The organism is Komagataeibacter ossonobensis, assembly GCF_057359305.1.
In genome coordinates, this window is the sequence record NZ_JBXAYQ010000009.1 from 14,108 (window position 1) to 29,884 (window position 15,777).

General features: G+C 61.4%; 13 protein-coding genes and 1 riboswitch. Of the genes, 5 read left to right on the forward strand and 8 right to left on the reverse strand.

The annotated features are described in order from the left end of the window. The first annotated feature begins 159 nt into the window (after positions 1 to 159). The 3 genes from AC1RQ9_RS07765 (at position 160) to AC1RQ9_RS07775 (ending at position 3,750) form a co-directional block, all read left to right on the forward strand. A complete protein-coding gene (locus tag AC1RQ9_RS07765) occupies positions 160 to 1,083 on the forward strand; it encodes a DMT family transporter (RefSeq protein ID WP_193731723.1) in 924 nt (307 codons plus the stop codon). 65 nt (positions 1,084 to 1,148) lie between these two features. Next, positions 1,149 to 2,411, forward strand: coding sequence for an MFS transporter (locus AC1RQ9_RS07770; protein WP_485986299.1), 1,263 nt, complete (start codon positions 1,149 to 1,151; stop codon positions 2,409 to 2,411). A 136-nt stretch (positions 2,412 to 2,547) separates the two neighbouring features. Next, positions 2,548 to 3,750 (forward strand): pyridoxal phosphate-dependent aminotransferase, encoded by a 1,203-nt coding sequence (locus AC1RQ9_RS07775; RefSeq protein WP_485986300.1) that lies wholly within the window; start codon positions 2,548 to 2,550, stop codon positions 3,748 to 3,750. Between the two features lie 297 nt (positions 3,751 to 4,047). Here AC1RQ9_RS07775 and AC1RQ9_RS07780 read toward each other — a convergent pair whose 3' ends face one another. From AC1RQ9_RS07780 to AC1RQ9_RS07805, 6 genes are all read right to left on the reverse strand, one after another. Further along, entirely contained in the window at positions 4,048 to 4,806 is a 759-nt protein-coding gene (locus AC1RQ9_RS07780) for an ABC transporter ATP-binding protein (RefSeq protein ID WP_485986301.1), read from the reverse strand. Then, positions 4,803 to 5,774, reverse strand: a complete 972-nt coding sequence (locus AC1RQ9_RS07785) for a FecCD family ABC transporter permease (RefSeq protein ID WP_485986362.1) — start codon at positions 5,772 to 5,774, stop codon at positions 4,803 to 4,805. The genes AC1RQ9_RS07780 and AC1RQ9_RS07785 overlap by 4 nt, the downstream gene beginning before the upstream one ends. A 32-nt stretch (positions 5,775 to 5,806) precedes the next feature. Further along, positions 5,807 to 6,631, reverse strand: a complete 825-nt coding sequence (locus AC1RQ9_RS07790) for an ABC transporter substrate-binding protein (protein ID WP_485986363.1) — start codon at positions 6,629 to 6,631, stop codon at positions 5,807 to 5,809. 13 nt (positions 6,632 to 6,644) lie between these two features. Continuing rightward, entirely contained in the window at positions 6,645 to 8,744 is a 2,100-nt protein-coding gene (locus AC1RQ9_RS07795; RefSeq protein WP_485986302.1) for a TonB-dependent receptor plug domain-containing protein, read from the reverse strand. A 119-nt stretch (positions 8,745 to 8,863) separates the two neighbouring features. Then, a riboswitch (cobalamin riboswitch) is annotated at positions 8,864 to 9,081 on the reverse strand. A 57-nt stretch (positions 9,082 to 9,138) separates the two neighbouring features. After that, positions 9,139 to 10,533: a neutral/alkaline non-lysosomal ceramidase N-terminal domain-containing protein gene (locus tag AC1RQ9_RS07800; protein WP_485986303.1), complete on the reverse strand. Its 1,395-nt coding sequence runs from the start codon at positions 10,531 to 10,533 to the stop codon at positions 9,139 to 9,141. A 76-nt stretch (positions 10,534 to 10,609) separates the two neighbouring features. After that, positions 10,610 to 11,023 (reverse strand): hypothetical protein, encoded by a 414-nt coding sequence (locus AC1RQ9_RS07805; protein ID WP_485986304.1) that lies wholly within the window; start codon positions 11,021 to 11,023, stop codon positions 10,610 to 10,612. Positions 11,024 to 11,561: 538 nt separating this feature from the next. Between AC1RQ9_RS07805 and AC1RQ9_RS07810 the strand changes: the two genes are divergently transcribed. Next, the gene (locus tag AC1RQ9_RS07810) at positions 11,562 to 11,801 is read left to right on the forward strand and encodes a hypothetical protein (RefSeq protein ID WP_485986305.1); all 240 of its coding nucleotides are present in this window, start codon (positions 11,562 to 11,564) and stop codon (positions 11,799 to 11,801) included. Positions 11,802 to 12,223: 422 nt separating this feature from the next. On the opposite strand, the gene AC1RQ9_RS07815 is transcribed toward AC1RQ9_RS07810, so the two are convergent. Next, positions 12,224 to 13,150, reverse strand: a complete 927-nt coding sequence (locus AC1RQ9_RS07815; RefSeq protein ID WP_485986306.1) for an AMP-binding protein — start codon at positions 13,148 to 13,150, stop codon at positions 12,224 to 12,226. Positions 13,151 to 13,416: 266 nt separating this feature from the next. On the opposite strand from AC1RQ9_RS07815, the gene AC1RQ9_RS07820 reads away from it, so the two are divergent. Next, complete coding sequence (locus AC1RQ9_RS07820; RefSeq protein WP_193731713.1) at positions 13,417 to 14,862, forward strand: helix-turn-helix domain-containing protein; 1,446 nt, start codon at positions 13,417 to 13,419, stop codon at positions 14,860 to 14,862. Between the two features lie 115 nt (positions 14,863 to 14,977). On the opposite strand, the gene AC1RQ9_RS07825 is transcribed toward AC1RQ9_RS07820, so the two are convergent. Next, entirely contained in the window at positions 14,978 to 15,748 is a 771-nt protein-coding gene (locus AC1RQ9_RS07825) for an SDR family oxidoreductase (protein ID WP_485986308.1), read from the reverse strand. Positions 15,749 to 15,777: the final 29 nt, after the last annotated feature.

Here is a 15,777-nt window from a genome sequence, read left to right on the forward strand (position 1 = left end):
CATAAGAATTTCTTATTGCGCCGCAACGAACTCCTATGACCCGGGATGCGCCCCATGCGTTACGGTGTCGTAACGTGAAAACAGGCGGGGATGACCGGCCAGACTGATCTTTCATGAAGCGCGCTCCCGTCCATGTCGTGCAGTTGAGGTACGGACAAAATGAAGCATGACCTGAAACGTGGTGCCCTTCTTCTGGCATCGGCAACATTTTTTACCGCCGCCCTCAATGCCCTGCAGAAACTGACCGGGTCGTCGCTGCCCGCGCTGGAAATCATTTTCTTCCGCAACCTGTTTTCCCTGCCCTTCGTGCTGCTGATCGCATCGCGCACGGGCATTGTCCTGAAAACACGCCATTTTGGCGGTCATGTCCTGCGTTCGGTCGTTGGCCTGATCAGCATGATCATGGTGGTGATTACCGTGACGCGCCTGCCGCTGGCTGAACAGCAGGTGCTGTCCTACACGCAGCCGCTGTTCCTGGTGCTGCTGTCCATTCCGCTGCTGCATGAACGGCCGTCGCTGCAGCGCTGGATCGCGGTCTGTCTGGGTTTTTCGGGCGTGATCGTGGTCGCCCTTGGCAAGGGGCTGCTGCATGGCGCGGGCGGCGCGGTGCCCGGCTGGGCCTATTTCGTCGCCCTGGCGCAGGGCGCGGTGGGGGCGCTGACCACCATGCAGATCCGCCAGCTTTCGGCCACGGAATCCAGCACCACTATCGCATTGTGGCAGGCGATCCTGATGACGCTCATGACCGCGCTGCCCCTGCCCTTCATCTGGACCACTCCCGGCATGACCGAGGCCGCATGCCTTGTCGCCGTCGGTGCCTTTGCCGGGATCGCGCAGGTCCTGCAGACCGAGGCCTTTGCCTCGGCGCAGGTGTCCGCCATTGGCCCCTTTGCCTATTCCGGGCTGTTGTGGGCGGCGCTGATCGGGTGGTTCGGGTTCGGTGAAATACCCGGCGTCGCCATGGTGATTGGCGGGCTGCTGATCATCGGCTCCGGCGTGTGGATGCTGCGCCATGACCGCCCTGCAAAGCAGAAAGCCGTGGCAGAGGGCACGATGGACGCGGCCACCGGCACCCCACCATGAGGCACGGTCCGCGCATGGCGGCCCCCACCCAATCGTAATTCACGGCACACCAGGAGTCCTACAGCGTGACAACAGGTGAAACGACCACCGACGCACGAAGCGGGCGTGCCATTCCGGCCCGCTATGTGTTTTTCTTTCTTGTGTTCCTGATGTACGCCATCAGCTATGGCGACCGTGCCGCGCTGTCGATTGCCCTGCCTTCGATGGGCAGGGAGTTTTCCCTTACACCGGTGCAGATGGGCTGGGTTTCATCCAGTTTCCTGTGGTCGTATTTCCTGCTCAACCTGCCATCGACCATCGTGCTGGACATGGTGGGCGCGCGCGCCATTGGCAGTTTTGCCGTGGGCATATGGTCTTTCGCCATGCTGCTGGGCGGCATGGCGCAGAACATCACGCAGTTCCTGCTGACGCGCGTGCTGCTGGGGGTGGGCGAGGCACCGACCTTTGGCGTGGGGGCCACCGTGGTGCGCAACTGGGCGCAGCCACGCGAACGCGGGTCGGTCATGACCGTGCTGCTGACGGGCATGCAGCTTGGGCTGGCCGGTGGCACGATCGCGGGGGCGTACCTGATTACCTTTTTCGGGTGGCGGTGCGAGTTCATGGCGCTGGGCGCGGTGGGCATTGCATGGGCGCTGGTGTGGTGGCTGGTGTACCGCAATCCCGCACGGAAGGCCGATGCCGCCCCGCGCAGGCCCATCACCGTGCGGGAAATCAGGAACCTGTTCCGCTCGTCGTCCTTCCTGGGGATACTGGTGGTGCAGTGTACGCAGAATTACCTGAATTTCCTGGTCATGTCGTGGATGCCACTGTACCTGATCCATGAACTGCACATCAACACCACCGGCACCGGCAACAGCACGGCCCTGTGCTATCTGGCCGCGGCCATTGGCGCGGTCGTTATCGGGCGGGTGCTGGAACATGTGGTCTTCCGCAATGGCATTCATCCGCCCTCCCGCCGTTTTGTTGTCGCCACCTGCCTGATCGGTGCCGCCACGATCGGGCTGCTGCCGCAGTTCCATACCATGATGCCCATCCTGCTGGTCCTGTCGGGTGCGCTGGCCTGCCTTATGGCGGCCAATGGCGCCAATACCGCGCTGCTGACCGACATGGTGGAAGATGGCCAGAAAATGGGCGCCGTGACCGGCGTGACGCTGACATGCAGCAATTCGCTGGGGCTGCTGTCGCCCATCCTGACCGGGTATATCGTGGCATGGACCGGCAGTTTTGACATGGCGTGGTATATGTGCGCCGCCGCGCTGGTCATTGCGGCCGGGCTGTCGCTGGCCATGGTGCGCAACCCGATCCGCATGGATGGACAGGCGGGGTAAGGCGCAATCCGGCCTTCATAGTATTGTTGTATGGGGCCAGATGATTTTCGTCGGTATCTAAGCCGCGTCGAAACGATTTACGATGCGGTGTGAGCATTGTGTCCTGTTACATGAGTAGAAGTGGAGAGAACGTCTGATGCCTGGGTTTGCGGATCGACTGAATGGAATTGGGATTTCGGCTTCCGCCGCGATGACCGACAAGGCATCGATGCTGAAGGCGGAAGGGATGAAGATCGTCAGCCTGTCATCAGGTGAACCCGACTTCCCCACCCCCGAACATGTCGTGGACGCCGCGATTGCCGCAGCACGCGCGGGTGACACCAAATACCCGCCGCAGGATGGCAAGCCCGCGCTGAAAAAGGCGGTGCAGGGCAAGTTCCAGCGTGAAAATCACCTTGATTACGCACTGGATGAAATCCTGGTGGCCAACGGCGCCAAGCAGATCATCTATGACGCCATGATGGCCACCATCAACCCCGGTGACGAGGTGGTGCTGCCCACACCAAGCTGGATCAGCTATGCCGATATCGCCCGCCTTGCCGGGGCTTCCATCGTGTCCGTGGCCTGCCCCGCCGAAGGGGGCTTCCGCCTGTCGGCCGCGGCACTCGAAGCCGCGATCACGCCAAAGACCAAGTGGCTGGTCCTGAACTTCCCCGGCAATCCCACCGGTGCATGCTGCCCGCGCGCGGACATGGAAGCCATCGCCGCCGTCCTGCTGAAACATCCGCAGGTCTGGATCATGACCGATGACATCTACGAACACCTGATCTATGACGGCTTCGCCTTCTGCACGATCGCCGAGGTCGAACCACGGCTGAAGGACCGTGTCCTGACCGTCAACGGCGTGTCCAAGGCCTATGCCATGACCGGCTGGCGCGTCGGCTACTGTGGCGGCCCCCGCGAACTGATTGCGGCCATGAACAACATGCAGGGCCAGTCCACCAGCGGCATCAACACGCTGGCGCAGGCCGCCGCCGTGGCCGCGCTGAACGGCCCGCAGGATTTCCTGAAGGACCGTGCGACGGAATATCAGGCGCGGCGTGACCTGGTGGTCTCCCTGCTCAACGCCATTCCCGGCGTGCAGTGCCATACGCCGCAGGGTGCGTTCTATGTCTATCCCGATATCAGCGGGTGCATGGGCAAGACTTCGGCCGGTGGCCGCCTGATCGCGACAGACGCCGATTTTGTCATGGCGCTGCTGGAAGAACAGCAGGTGGCGTCCGTGCAGGGCGCGGCCTATGGCATGAGTCCGTTTTTCCGTATTTCCTATGCCACCAGCACGGATACCCTGCGCGAAGGCTGCCGCCGTATCGCGGCCTTTGTGGATGGGCTGAAGTAAAAAACCTTTTATTTATAAAAATAAAAGTTTTTGGGCGCCGCCTTTTTTGAAAAAAGGCGGCGTTCCTTTTGAAGCTTTCCGCAAATCGCTTTACCGAAAACTTCCATTGATTTTAAAGCACTGTCATGAACTGACTTTTCAAACAGTCTATAAGGGCGGGAGCCATATCCAGAAAAAGCCGGGGCATCGGAATGGTGCCCCGGCTTTTTTTATGGTCGTACGGTTGCGTTGCGCGGGAATAAGGCAAAGGCGCACAGGATCGCGCGCGGGTAATGGCCACTGGGAAATCATGCACGATCAGCGGCACAGTGCCCATGGCAGGACGGCCCCGTCCACCCGCCGGGCCGTGACCCCGTAAACCGTGCGCATGAGGTCATCATCCAGCACCTGCGTGGCCGGGCCATAACGGATGACGGCGCCCTTGTCCATCAGTACCAGTTCATCACAGAACCGGGTTGCCAGCACCAGGTCGTGCAGTACGACGACAATGCCCTTCCCCTGCCCCGCCTGCTGGCGGAAAAGCTGCATCATAGACAGGGCATGCGCCGGGTCGAGTGCCGCGATCGGTTCATCGGCCAGTATGACCGGCGCATCGGTGGCCAGTGCGCGGGCCAGGTTCATGCGCGCCCGTTCCCCGCCGGACAGGTGGCTGGCCGGGCGCGCGCACAGGTCCAGCAGGCCGGTGGCGCCCAGGGCATACGCCACCGCCGGGTGATGGGCGGCATGTGCATTGACCTGCCCATGCGGCAGACGGCCCAGTGCCACCAGCGCGCACACGGGCATGGGGGGTGGCGTCCCGCCATCCTGTGGCACGAAGGCAAGCTGCCGGGCGCGTAATGTCGGGCTGATCCGGCTCATGTCATCGCCCAGCAGCGTGACATGCCCGCAATCAGGGGGCTGCAGCCCCGCCAGCATGCGCATGAACGTGCTTTTCCCCGCCCCGTTCGGCCCGATCAGGCCGATCACCCGCCCCCGCGCCAGCGTAAGCGACGCGGCGGAAACAACCATTCGGTCCCCGCGCCTGAGCGAGACGCCGCATGCCCGCAGAAGGGTCATGGCATTGTTCTTTTCAGCATGATGACGCGGGCAAGGAAAACCGGCGCGCCAACCAGCGCCGTCAATACGCCAAGCTGCAGTTCAGGCCCGACCGTAACCGCACGCACCACCATATCCGCCGCCAGCAACAGCATGCTTCCCCCCAGAAAGGACGGCACAAGCAGCCGCGATGGCTGGTACCCCGTAAGCGGCCGCAGCAGGTGCGGCACTACCAGCCCCACAAAACCGATCGCGCCCGACACCGCCACGCAAGACCCCACGGCCACTGCCGCCCCCAGCACGATCCGTGTCTGGATGCCCCGTATCCCGTGCAGGCGGAAGCCAAGGCTTTCGGCCACGTCCTCGCCCAATGTCAGCGCATCCAGCGCGCGCCCTGCCGACAGCATGAGCAGCGTGCCGCACACCACACCCGGCAGACAGATCCAGACATGGGTAAAGGTCCGGTCCGTCAGCGACCCCATGAGCCAATGCATGATCTCGAATGATGCATACGGGCTGGGTACAAGGTTCAGCACCAGCGCCGTCAGGGCCGCGGCAAAGCTGCTTAGCGCCGCACCCGCCAGCAGCAGCACCAGCGTGCCGCCGCGCCCCACCAGCCCCATCAGCACGGCCACGGCACACAGCGCCCCCGTCAGCCCACCCAGCGGCAGGGCCGCAATGGAAACCTGCATGAGGCCGGTATAGAACACGCTGACCGCCCCAAGTGCCGCCCCGCCCGATACCCCCAGAATGCCGGGATCAGCCAGCGGGTTGCGCAGGTACCCCTGCAACACTGCCCCCGACAGGCCCAGCGTCCCCCCTACCATGACGGCAAGAAGCGTGCGCGGCAGGCGCAGCTGCCCGACAATGATCGCGCCTGCGCTCTCCCGCCCCGCCAGCAGGTCCGCCAACGCGTGTGCGAACATGACGCGGGTTTCCCCCCACATGAGCGACGCGCAGGACAGCCCCACCACTCCGGCCAGCAGCATGATGTTCAGTAACAGGGCATTAGGGGCAGGTTTCACCGGATGGTCCCCAGTCTATCGCGGGCGGCACGTAGCATGGCGACACTGTCCAGTGTCTGCGGCAGGCCACACAACCACAGCCGTGCGGGCAGATCCAGATGGTGCGGCCCGGCAAAGGCCCGTTTCAGCGCCGGATGGTCCAGCATGGACTGGGCAAGCGACGTGCCCTGCCCCGAACGGTCCAGCACCAGCAGGTCGGGCGGGCGCGCGATCAGGACTTCCATGGAAAAGCGGGCCGTCCCCTGCCGGTCCATGACGGTTGCATGATTGCGCAGGCCCGCATGGCTCAGGACATCATCGGGCAATGACCCCGCGCGGCTGACGAAACCATTGGCGGCATAGATCGCGGCCGTCGGGCCGGTGGGATCGGGCACGGTGGACAGGGCGGCAAGGCGGCTGGCGAAATCCGCAGCCAGCGCGTGTCCCCGCACGCCCGCGCCAATGGCGTTCGCCACCGCCATGATCTGACCGGGAATATCCGCCAGCGCCTGTGCCGGGGGCAGGACGACAACCCGCGCGCCCCGCTCGCGCGCCGCCTGAATGGCGACGGCCGCCGTATAGCTTTCGCCCAGCACGACATCAGGGTGGGACGCCACGACATTTTCCGCCGTGGGACGCAGGATCGGCACATGCCGCGCCTGTTCACACAGCACGGCATTCCAGCAGTCGCGCGCAAGCGGCGTGACGCCCACGATCTGCCCCGGTCCGGCCAGCAGCAGCAATAACTGGTCGGTGCAGACATTCAGCGACACCACGCGCGGCAGGGGCTGTGCCCGGGCCATCGGGGCACAGGCAAGAAGGCCCGCGACAATGCCCGCCATTACCCGCTTCATGTCAGTAATTCAGCATGAAACCGCCATAACCGGCGCGACCGGGCTGCAGGTAGCCGATCGGCTCCTCGAACTGGCGGTCCAGCAGGTTATCGGCGCGGGCATAGACGGACACATAGCGGTTGATCCTGTAATTGGCGGCCACGTCGATGGTGAAATACCCATGCCCCTTGGCACAGGTGCTGCATGTCTCGCTGCCGATGACCGGCAGGTCGCGCCAGCCGCTGGTATAGAGGATATTGCCTGAAAAGGTCAGGTCGCGGATGGGGGTCCATGTCGTGTTGAAATTGAATTTATGCTGCGGACGCTGCTGCAGTTCGTTGTGGTTCGTCGCATCGCGCGCATGGGTCCAGGTGTAGCTGAGATTGAATTCCAGACTGCGCAGCGCCTTCCAGTTCACGAAGGCTTCCACGCCATACATCCGCGCCTTCGCCACATTGGCGTAGGAATAATTGTAGTCATATGACGAATCAATCGAAAGCGAGGACTGGATCAGGTTCCTGACCCTGTTGTCATACCATGTCGCGCCAAAATTCAGGTGGTCATGCAGCAGTTTCTGCTCCACGCCCGCGTCATAGCCGATCAGCTGTTCGGCCTTCAGGTCCGGGTTGCCCTTTTCGGAATACCCTGTGCCCACCTGGCTTGCGAACAGCTGGTACAGCGACGGGCCATGGAAGCCCGAACCGGCGCTGGCCTTGATGATGGTCCCCGTGCCCGGCACATGGATCGCGGGCGCCACGCGCCATGTCACGTGGTTGCCATAACGCGAATTGGCGTCATAACGGATATTGGCCGCGCCGTACAGGATATGGCGCCAGTTGCCCTGATACTGCCCGTAACCCGCGGTCGTATCCATGCTGGCAGTGGTATTGTACCCACTGTCCCAGATATCGGCGGCTGTATGGCTGGTGTTGAACATGTCATGGAAATGTTCGGCCCCGACCAGCAACTGACCATACTGCCGGAAATTGAACGTGCCGTGCCAGTCCACCTTCAGCCGGCTGGAACGGTAATAGTCAGGGTCGGGATTGAGCGGGCTGCCATAGCTTGTGCCCGTTTCCGTCCAGCGATTACGGTTGGTCATGTAACCAAGGCCAAGCACCTGATCGAACAGGCCGTGGAAGGACACCAGATGCGCCGTGCCGCGCACGATGGCCGCGTTCTGGGTGGTCTGTTCGCGCACACCCCTGTCACCGTACAGATTTTCGCTTTGCAGGTCATACACCGAATAGGAATGATTGTTGTCCTGTATCAGCCGCGCCGTAAGCCCCAGGTCGAAATTGCGGGTGACATCATAACCCAGCCGGATATTGACGCCACGGTTGTCATTGCGGTTGCCTTCATGGCGCTGCTGCTGGTCCGCGCCATAATGGCGTTCGATATAGGACGGAATGTTATGGAACCCGTCCATGCGGTAGTGGGAGAATTCAACATTGTAATGAAAACGCCCTTTGCTGCCCCGCGCACCGAATGTCTGGTTGAACGTGCCGTAGCCACCGCCTTCGATCCGGACGAACGGCCTGAAGCGTCCCTGCCCCTGTGCCGTGGTGATGTCGATGACCCCTGCCATGGCGTCCGCGCCGTACAGGCCGCTCTGCGGGCCGCGCAGGATTTCGATCCGTCCCATGCCGTCGGTCACGAATGTCCCGGCATCAAACATGCCGGTCGAGGAACTGCCGTCGTTTATGTCCATCCCGTCAAGGCGGACCTTGACCTCGTTGGCGTTATTGCCCCGCATGAAAATGGATGACGTGCCGCCCGCCCCACCCGTCTGCACCACGTTCAGGCCCGGCTGGCGCGCAAGGATATCGCTCAGGCCGCGCCGCTGCTGGGTCTGGATCTGCTGTTCGGTAATGATGGTCATGCTGGTGCCGATATCATCGGCCGCCGTGGGCCGGCGGGCGGCACTGACGCTGATCAGTTCAGGCAGGCCTGTATCGCCGGGTGAAACAACGGCTTTCGCTTTCTGGTTCCTGACCCCATACTGCTTGGCAGGCTGCCTTTGTGCTGTGTCCTGCCCGGCAGGGGTATCAGCATGCGCTACCGCCGCCCCCATTGTCATCAATGTGGTGGAAGCAATCAGCAGATTACGGAAAAGGGTCATCGGACTAAGGTCTCGCGGTCACATCATCGTTGCCACGAGAGCGTGCCGCCACACGGTTTCCAATCCGTAGGGAAACCCGTAACGCCACACCGCCGGGACACCCCGCCCGACAGTTCCCGGTCGCAACCATCATGACGGCAGGTCTCCTGGCTCACGGCGTGACATCCTGCACAGCCTTCCCGGAAAACCGCAGTTTCCAGTGGCCCGGACCATGATATCCGGTAATGCAAGGACAGACCGCTTACAGTTGCGGGGACAGCCGGGGCATTGGATCGCAATCCGCACCCCGTTCCCTTTTCATCCCCCCGCAGGGGGAACCGTCGGCATGGTTCTGATCGTGCGGGGCGGCCGTGTCAACCCGGACGGTCCCGCGCCCGACGTCCGCTGGCAGCCGTTAGCGGGCGGCGGCCCGGGCCTGCTGCAGCAATGCCGCGATCCGGGCACAGGCATCTTCCCCCGCCCCCCTGGCAAAGGGGGAACTGCGCGCTTCGTAGGTATGGCGGTCGTAGCTGCGCACATCGGGCATGTATTTGGCCCCGCCATCAACCATCGTCGCCACCATGGTATGCGCAAAGGGCGAATGCGCGCGGATCCGGGCACCAAGGGCTGCGGCCAGTTCCGGTTGCACGCCCACCAGCGCCAGGTCACCGATACGGACCAGCACGACAGGCAGCGAAACCGGTGGCCCGGCAGTATAGGAAAAAGTGGTGACCGGCCCCGTGGCGCGGCCCGTGCGTGGCGAGAACGCCTGTGACGCCACCTGTATGCTTTCACGCCGGATGTCGAGTGTCGGCATATCGGTAGCCCGGATCTTCCCCGCCACATCCACGACCTGTGCGCCAAGGCGTGCGCCCAGAAGGTCAACAATCGCGAACCCGGCATCGTGAATATCCATCCGGCCCGCCCTGCCGCCCGCATTGACGACGGGGCGGTTCGCCTGAAGATAGGGTGCCTGATCGCCCGCCGCCCCGACCATGAACAGGGCGGCCGTGTCGGGACCGTACCGTGCCTCGACATATCGCATGGCCGCACCGGCAAGGTCCGCCGTCATGAGCCTGCCGCCCGTGCTGGTGACCGATCCATCCATGACCGAGGACTGCACGGCAAAATTCATCATGACCGCCAGCGGCCTGCCATCCAGCCGGTCAATGCGCAGCACGCTTACGGTCGGGTCCGTATCACCCGCGTCATCCGCGCCCAGCCACCAGCCATATGGGGTTTGCACGTCACGGTTCACGCTGACCCGGCTTGTCCCCACGTCCGCACCCACACGTGCAGGCTGCATGGATGCATGGGCGCGCGTCGTGGCCTGCCGTGCCGACTGGATGACCGCCTGCCATGCGGCGGCATTGGCCTGTATATCCGTGCCCGGCGGCGTCTGCGCTGCCGCGAATATGTGCGGCGCGGAAAAGGTGTGGCTGGCGCTGACAATGATGTTGGGGGCGGCAATACCCGCAACATCCGTCACGATGGCCTTGATCGCGGTGATCAGATCACCGAAAATGGATGTCAGGTCCACCACGACAATGGCGAGCCGGATTGTCCCGTCTTCCAGCAACACGATGCGCACGGCCAGCGGGTCGTGCTGTCCGGTAAAGCCATCAATGGGAAACTGCCCGGGCGGAAAAACGATATCGGCCCGCCCGCTGCCCGCACGAAACGCCGGCTTTCCGGTCGTGGCGGCACGTACCGGTCCCGCGCCCAGCGCCACAAGGGCGCCAAGGCCCATGGCCGCCATGAAATCCCGTCTTGATGGCACGACCTGGTCCCCTTTTTCATTGCGTTTCATGGGCACGATATCAGTGTGCCCATCTGTAACAAAAAAAGGCCCGGCAATATGCCGGGCCTTTCGGGTAGCAAGTGGATCAGTTGGAGCCGTTGTTCTGGTTCCAGCCACCGTTGCGGTCACCGCCATGCTCACCCCGGCCACCATTCTGGTTGTCGCCACCGCGGCCGCCGCCGTGCTCGCCCCAGCCACCATTCTGGTTGTCGCCACCGCGGTTACCCTGTCCACCAAAGCCGCCGTTCCGGTCGCCACGACCTTCGCCGCCACGTTCATTACCCTGGCCGCCGTTCTGGTCGCCACCACCCTGGAAATCGCCACCCTGGCCGCCACGGTTGCCTTCGCCGCCGCCATGGCGACCACCATGATGACCGTGACCACCACGACCACCATGTTCGCCCTGTTCACCGCCCTGGTTCCAGTCACCGGACTGCGCATGTGCTGCCAGCGGGAGGGAGGCGCCAAGTGCCAGTGCGAAAAGAATTGAACGCTTCATAATATGATATCCTTTAATTCGACCTTTAATATATTATGCCGCATGATCAGGAATGTAAGATTGCATGATGTAATAAACAGTATCAGACAGGCCAGCAGCCGGATAACATTAATTACGATACCGTAACCATACCGGGAAATATTCCATATATTCGTTGTATATTCAGGAATGTAGGAATCTGCATCCAGACATTTACAGATCACGACGCAATCGCCGGCAAAAAAAGAACGAATACTCGGCATGATTATGGGAAATATTTCCTAACATCCTGACCTGTCAGTTCAGGGCAATCCCTATTTCCGGCCTGCCTGATCGCCAGCGCCACCATGGTCGTTGGCCGCAGGCCTGCACGTAGTCAGCCCATATGGCGGAAAATGGCCATTCCCCATTTCCTGTCCGCATCGGGAGATCCTGCCGCCGGATCCGCTGCATGGGCCAGAGGGAATGCAGGACAGGACACCGTATTTTCTGCTGGGCCACAACATACCGCATGTGAATGGCCGCTGCGGGTCCGGCAGGACTGTCCATGTAATCCGTCATGGCTTTCAGCACCAAGACGCCTGCAAGGCGTGTCGTTCCTGCAGGACGTCATATAACCGTTTCATTTCCCGGTATCATCCTGGCATTTTCCCAACCGGTTTTTTTACGGCGCGCCATGCGATGCATCGCTGAAACCCATGGGGGCAAACAGGAAAACCTTCATCAAGAACGTTATCATGATCCGCATGATGCCATACAGACCGGTTTTTCAAGGACCCTTTATAAAAACGCGCATTGACATAAAAAACGCTGCCTGATCGAAAACATGCCCACACCCGGTATTATGGCGGGCTTTACCTGTGGTTACTGCAAATGAATACTGCATCAGGGCACAGGATACGCTTGAACTGTGCCTTGATGAAATCCTGCGCTGCCAGCGCCCAATGGAATTCTCCGGCAGGATTTCCATCTCTTCCCTGCCGAGTGTGAGTGGCGTTTCAATCACCGCTCACTCAGCAAACGCCTGCAAACCCTCGCTCAATGGGCTAACATCACGGTCGGAGACCTCACTTAATCTCCTTACCTATGACAGCCCCAAAACTTTTATTATTTTATCATTTATTTGTTCTAAAGCAGCCTTTCCATCATGGTCATTCCCATTCTTTTATTGGCAGATATTGCGTTTCCGACAGGACAGGCTTCCCTGCCCTGCCGGCACCATCAGGTATCCAATGTCGCAGCCTTACGGGCATGCCCATGAATTGTAAGGGTCTCCCCTTTTGCCAGCACCCCCACGATCAGGGCGGTCTGTCCCGTATTCCATGCCATTGCAAGCAGGATGCCGGGAATGTCCGCGTCGCCCGATGGTGACAGCATGCCCATTGTATAGGACGTCAGACGGCCATACTCCCCTGCTGTATACGTCACGCCGTGGCATCGGCCTGTCCTGCCCGCGGGATAGAGCAGGAACAGCGGGTCATCTTCATACATGGTGTCGGGCGGGTAATCAGGTTCGTACCAGTCCACGACGGCATCATGGCGATGGTCACGTCCCGGCTTCATCATGATTTCCGCATTCCCTGCCGTGACGACCAGCACCAGCCTGACCTGGCTACGGGATCCAGCCCCGTTCAATGCTTTGTCCAGCGTGGCCTTCAGGGGGCGGCTGCCGGTATTGTCGCCGGTTCCATCCGCTGTCAGCACGGCAACCGCACCGCAATCAGCCAGCCGTTCGCTCAGCGCTGGCGCACCCAGCGCGGGTGGCAGCACGACATGCACCGCACCGATGCGGATGCATGCCAGAACGGCCACCACGCTTTCCACCATCAGGGGCAGATGGATCGCCACCCTGTCGCCACGCTGTACCCCCTGGTCCGTCAGGGCATTGGCAAGGCGGCAAACGCGTTCATGCAGGTCACGATAGGATACGGGTTGCGCGTCGGCTCCCTGCCGGGATATGGCCGGTCCGTCCGCATGGTCCCCCAAATGGCGGTCCACACACAGGGCGGAAATGTTCAGCATGCGCTGTCCATGTACAGGCGACAGCGGCATGTCCTGAAGGACCGCATGGGCCGCCATTTGCGGAAATGCCCGCCCCATGGCAGGGGTCGACAGAATGGAAACGTCATCATGCATCATATGGGTCATGGTCGTGTTCCTTGGCGTTCAGTGCCAGCGCGAAGCGCCATGCAGGGGGCTGCAGTCAATCAACGGCGGTGTTGCACGTGAATCGGTCCGGGGTATCGGGTGCCTGAAACGGCAGTTATTATGTTTATTCTTGCCCAACCCTGGCGTTCGTCTTTACGGCTCTTGTTTTTGTTGATGGGGACTGTGACAAATCCCGGTTGCAAACGGAAGACGTTTTGCCGTTTAAAAGAGTGAACACCACGAAGCGGATTGCAAAGATTGCAAAGATGAAAAAACCCGCCACCAAGACCTTTACCGGATCGCGCATCCGCCACCAGCGCACCCGTATCGGCATGACACAGAGCGCACTGGCCCGGAAGCTGGATATATCCGCCAGTTACCTGAACCAGATCGAACACGACACCCGCCCCCTGCCGCTGACCCTGCTTGATGCGCTGTGCAAGGTTTTTTCCGTTGGCGTGGATTATTTCAGCGATACTGAAGAAACGCGCGGCATACAGACATTACGTGAAATAATGGCCGACCCGGTATTCGATACCGATGCCGTAAGGCTGGACAGCATTCAGGCCGCCATGCGCGTCGCACCCGATCTGTGCGCGCAGTTCATCCGGCTCTATCGTGCCTATCTTTTGCGGCAGGAACATACAGCCGCCCCCCTGATCGGCCCCGACCGGCCGCAACAGGGCGGGGCGCGGGATGCGCCAGACCGGGTGGAACCCTACGAAGCCGTCAATGACTGGGTACAGGCCCAGCGCAACTATTTTGATGAAGTGGACCGCACGGCCGAACGGCAGGCCGAGCGGATGCGGCTGGATGAGGGCAATCCGGGCGAACAGCTGACCCGCTACCTTCTGGACCAGCATGGCATCCGCACCGAAATCGACCTTGCCCTGGGGCAGAAGGGCCTGATGTGGCGCATGGACCGGCGGCACCGCACCCTGTTCCTGTCACGCATCATCCCATCGGAAAGCAGCACGTTCTGGATGGCGCAGGCGCTGGGGCAGCTTGAACACCAAGGGGTGTTTGCCCGCACGATCCGCCGTTCCCGCCTGCGTGAAAGTGAGGCACGGGGACTGGCGCGCGTCTATCTGACCAATTATTTCGCGGGCGCACTGCTTCTGCCCTATGACCGTTTCCGGGCAACAGCCCGTGACGTACGTCATGACCTGGAACAGTTACAGCGCCATTTCGGGGTCAGTTTCGAACAGGCCTGCCAACGGCTGAGCACCATGCAGCGACCCGGGAGCGAGGGCGTTCCCTTCTACTTCCTCAAGACGGATATCGCGGGCAATATCCTCAAAAGCTTCAGTGCGAACCGTTTCACCCAGTCCCGTTTTGGCGGTCCCTGCCCGTTATGGAATATTTTCCGCGCCTTCAGCACGCCCCAGCAGGTGCAGGTCCAGCTGTCACAGACGACCGATGGCGCGCTTTACCTCAACATAGCGCGGACAGTGGGGCGCAGCAGCATATCCTACCTTGACCGCCCGCGCCTTACGGCTGTGGTTCTGGGCTGTTCGATAGCGGATGCGCGGCACCTGGTCTATTCCGCCGGGCTGGACCTGAATGACCCGCGCATGATCATTCCCATCGGGCCGGGGTGCCGGGCCTGCACGCGCGAAAACTGCCATCACCGCGCGCTGCCAATGGTCGGGCACCGTGTCGATATTGATAATGAGGGGCGCGGCATCGCCCCCTATCGCACGGCATTGTAGCAGCCGCTTAAAATTATGAAAAAGCCTCAAAGAACGCCGCCTTTTTGAAGAAAAGACAGCACCCGGAAACTTTTGTTTCTATTTCTCAATCAGTTCCAGACGACCTGCTTCATCGCTACACGGACGCAGTCATACCGCCATCAACCATAAGGATATGCCCGTTTACAAAACTGGATGCATCAGACGACAGAAAGACCGCAGCACCCACCAGTTCCTCCACATCGCCCCACCGCCCGGCGGGCGTGCGCTGGCACAGCCACTGGGTAAATTCCCTGTCAGCCACCAGTTTTTCGTTCATTTCCGTCCTGAAGTAACCGGGTGCGAGGCCATTGATCTGTAGCCCATGCCGCGCCCAGTCCGTCGCCATGCCCTTGGTCAGGTTTTTGACCGCCCCCTTGGTCGCGGTATAGGGCGCGATACCGGGCCGGGCCAGTTCGCTCTGGACCGAGCAGATATTGATGATCTTGCCCCGTCCACGCGGCAGCATGTGGCGCGCAACCGCCTGACCAACAAAGAAAACCGCGTTGAGGTTGGTGGCGATCAGCGCATCCCAGTCCGCCCGGCTGAACTGATCCAGCGGCGCGCGGCGCTGGATGCCCGCATTGTTGATCAGGATGTCGATCGGCCCCTGCTCGTGTTCGATTTTTTCAATTCCCGCGATAACGGCATCCTGATCGGTTACGTCAAACGGAGAGGTTGCAACATCCAGCCCTTCGTTTTCCAGCATGGCACGCGCCGTCTCCAGCCGTTCGGGATTGCGACCGTTCAGCACGATTTTCGCCCCAAATCGGCCCAGCCCCCGCGCAAGGGTCAGCCCGATGCCACGCGATCCCCCGGTGACAAGGGCGCGCCTGCCCGCAAGCGAAAAAAGGGTATCAGCCTGCATGATGCTTTCCTTCATTTTCATGGTGTTTC

Coding starts and splice junctions, on each gene's coding strand:
- AC1RQ9_RS07765 (WP_193731723.1), top strand. CDS start 160: ATGAAGCATGACCTGAAACGTGGTGCCCTTCTTCTGGCATCGGCAACA.
- AC1RQ9_RS07775 (WP_485986300.1), top strand. CDS start 2,548: ATGCCTGGGTTTGCGGATCGACTGAATGGAATTGGGATTTCGGCTTCC.
- AC1RQ9_RS07780 (WP_485986301.1), bottom strand. CDS start 4,806: ATGACCCTTCTGCGGGCATGCGGCGTCTCGCTCAGGCGCGGGGACCGA.
- AC1RQ9_RS07785 (WP_485986362.1), bottom strand. CDS start 5,774: ATGCTGCTGGCCGGAGTGGTGGGGCTGTCCTGCGCGTCGCTCATGTGG.
- AC1RQ9_RS07790 (WP_485986363.1), bottom strand. CDS start 6,631: ATGGCGGGCATTGTCGCGGGCCTTCTTGCCTGTGCCCCGATGGCCCGG.
- AC1RQ9_RS07795 (WP_485986302.1), bottom strand. CDS start 8,744: ATGACCCTTTTCCGTAATCTGCTGATTGCTTCCACCACATTGATGACA.
- AC1RQ9_RS07800 (WP_485986303.1), bottom strand. CDS start 10,533: ATGAAACGCAATGAAAAAGGGGACCAGGTCGTGCCATCAAGACGGGAT.
- AC1RQ9_RS07805 (WP_485986304.1), bottom strand. CDS start 11,023: ATGAAGCGTTCAATTCTTTTCGCACTGGCACTTGGCGCCTCCCTCCCG.
- AC1RQ9_RS07810 (WP_485986305.1), top strand. CDS start 11,562: ATGGCTTTCAGCACCAAGACGCCTGCAAGGCGTGTCGTTCCTGCAGGA.
- AC1RQ9_RS07815 (WP_485986306.1), bottom strand. CDS start 13,150: ATGACCCATATGATGCATGATGACGTTTCCATTCTGTCGACCCCTGCC.
- AC1RQ9_RS07820 (WP_193731713.1), top strand. CDS start 13,417: ATGAAAAAACCCGCCACCAAGACCTTTACCGGATCGCGCATCCGCCAC.
- AC1RQ9_RS07825 (WP_485986308.1), bottom strand. CDS start 15,748: ATGCAGGCTGATACCCTTTTTTCGCTTGCGGGCAGGCGCGCCCTTGTC.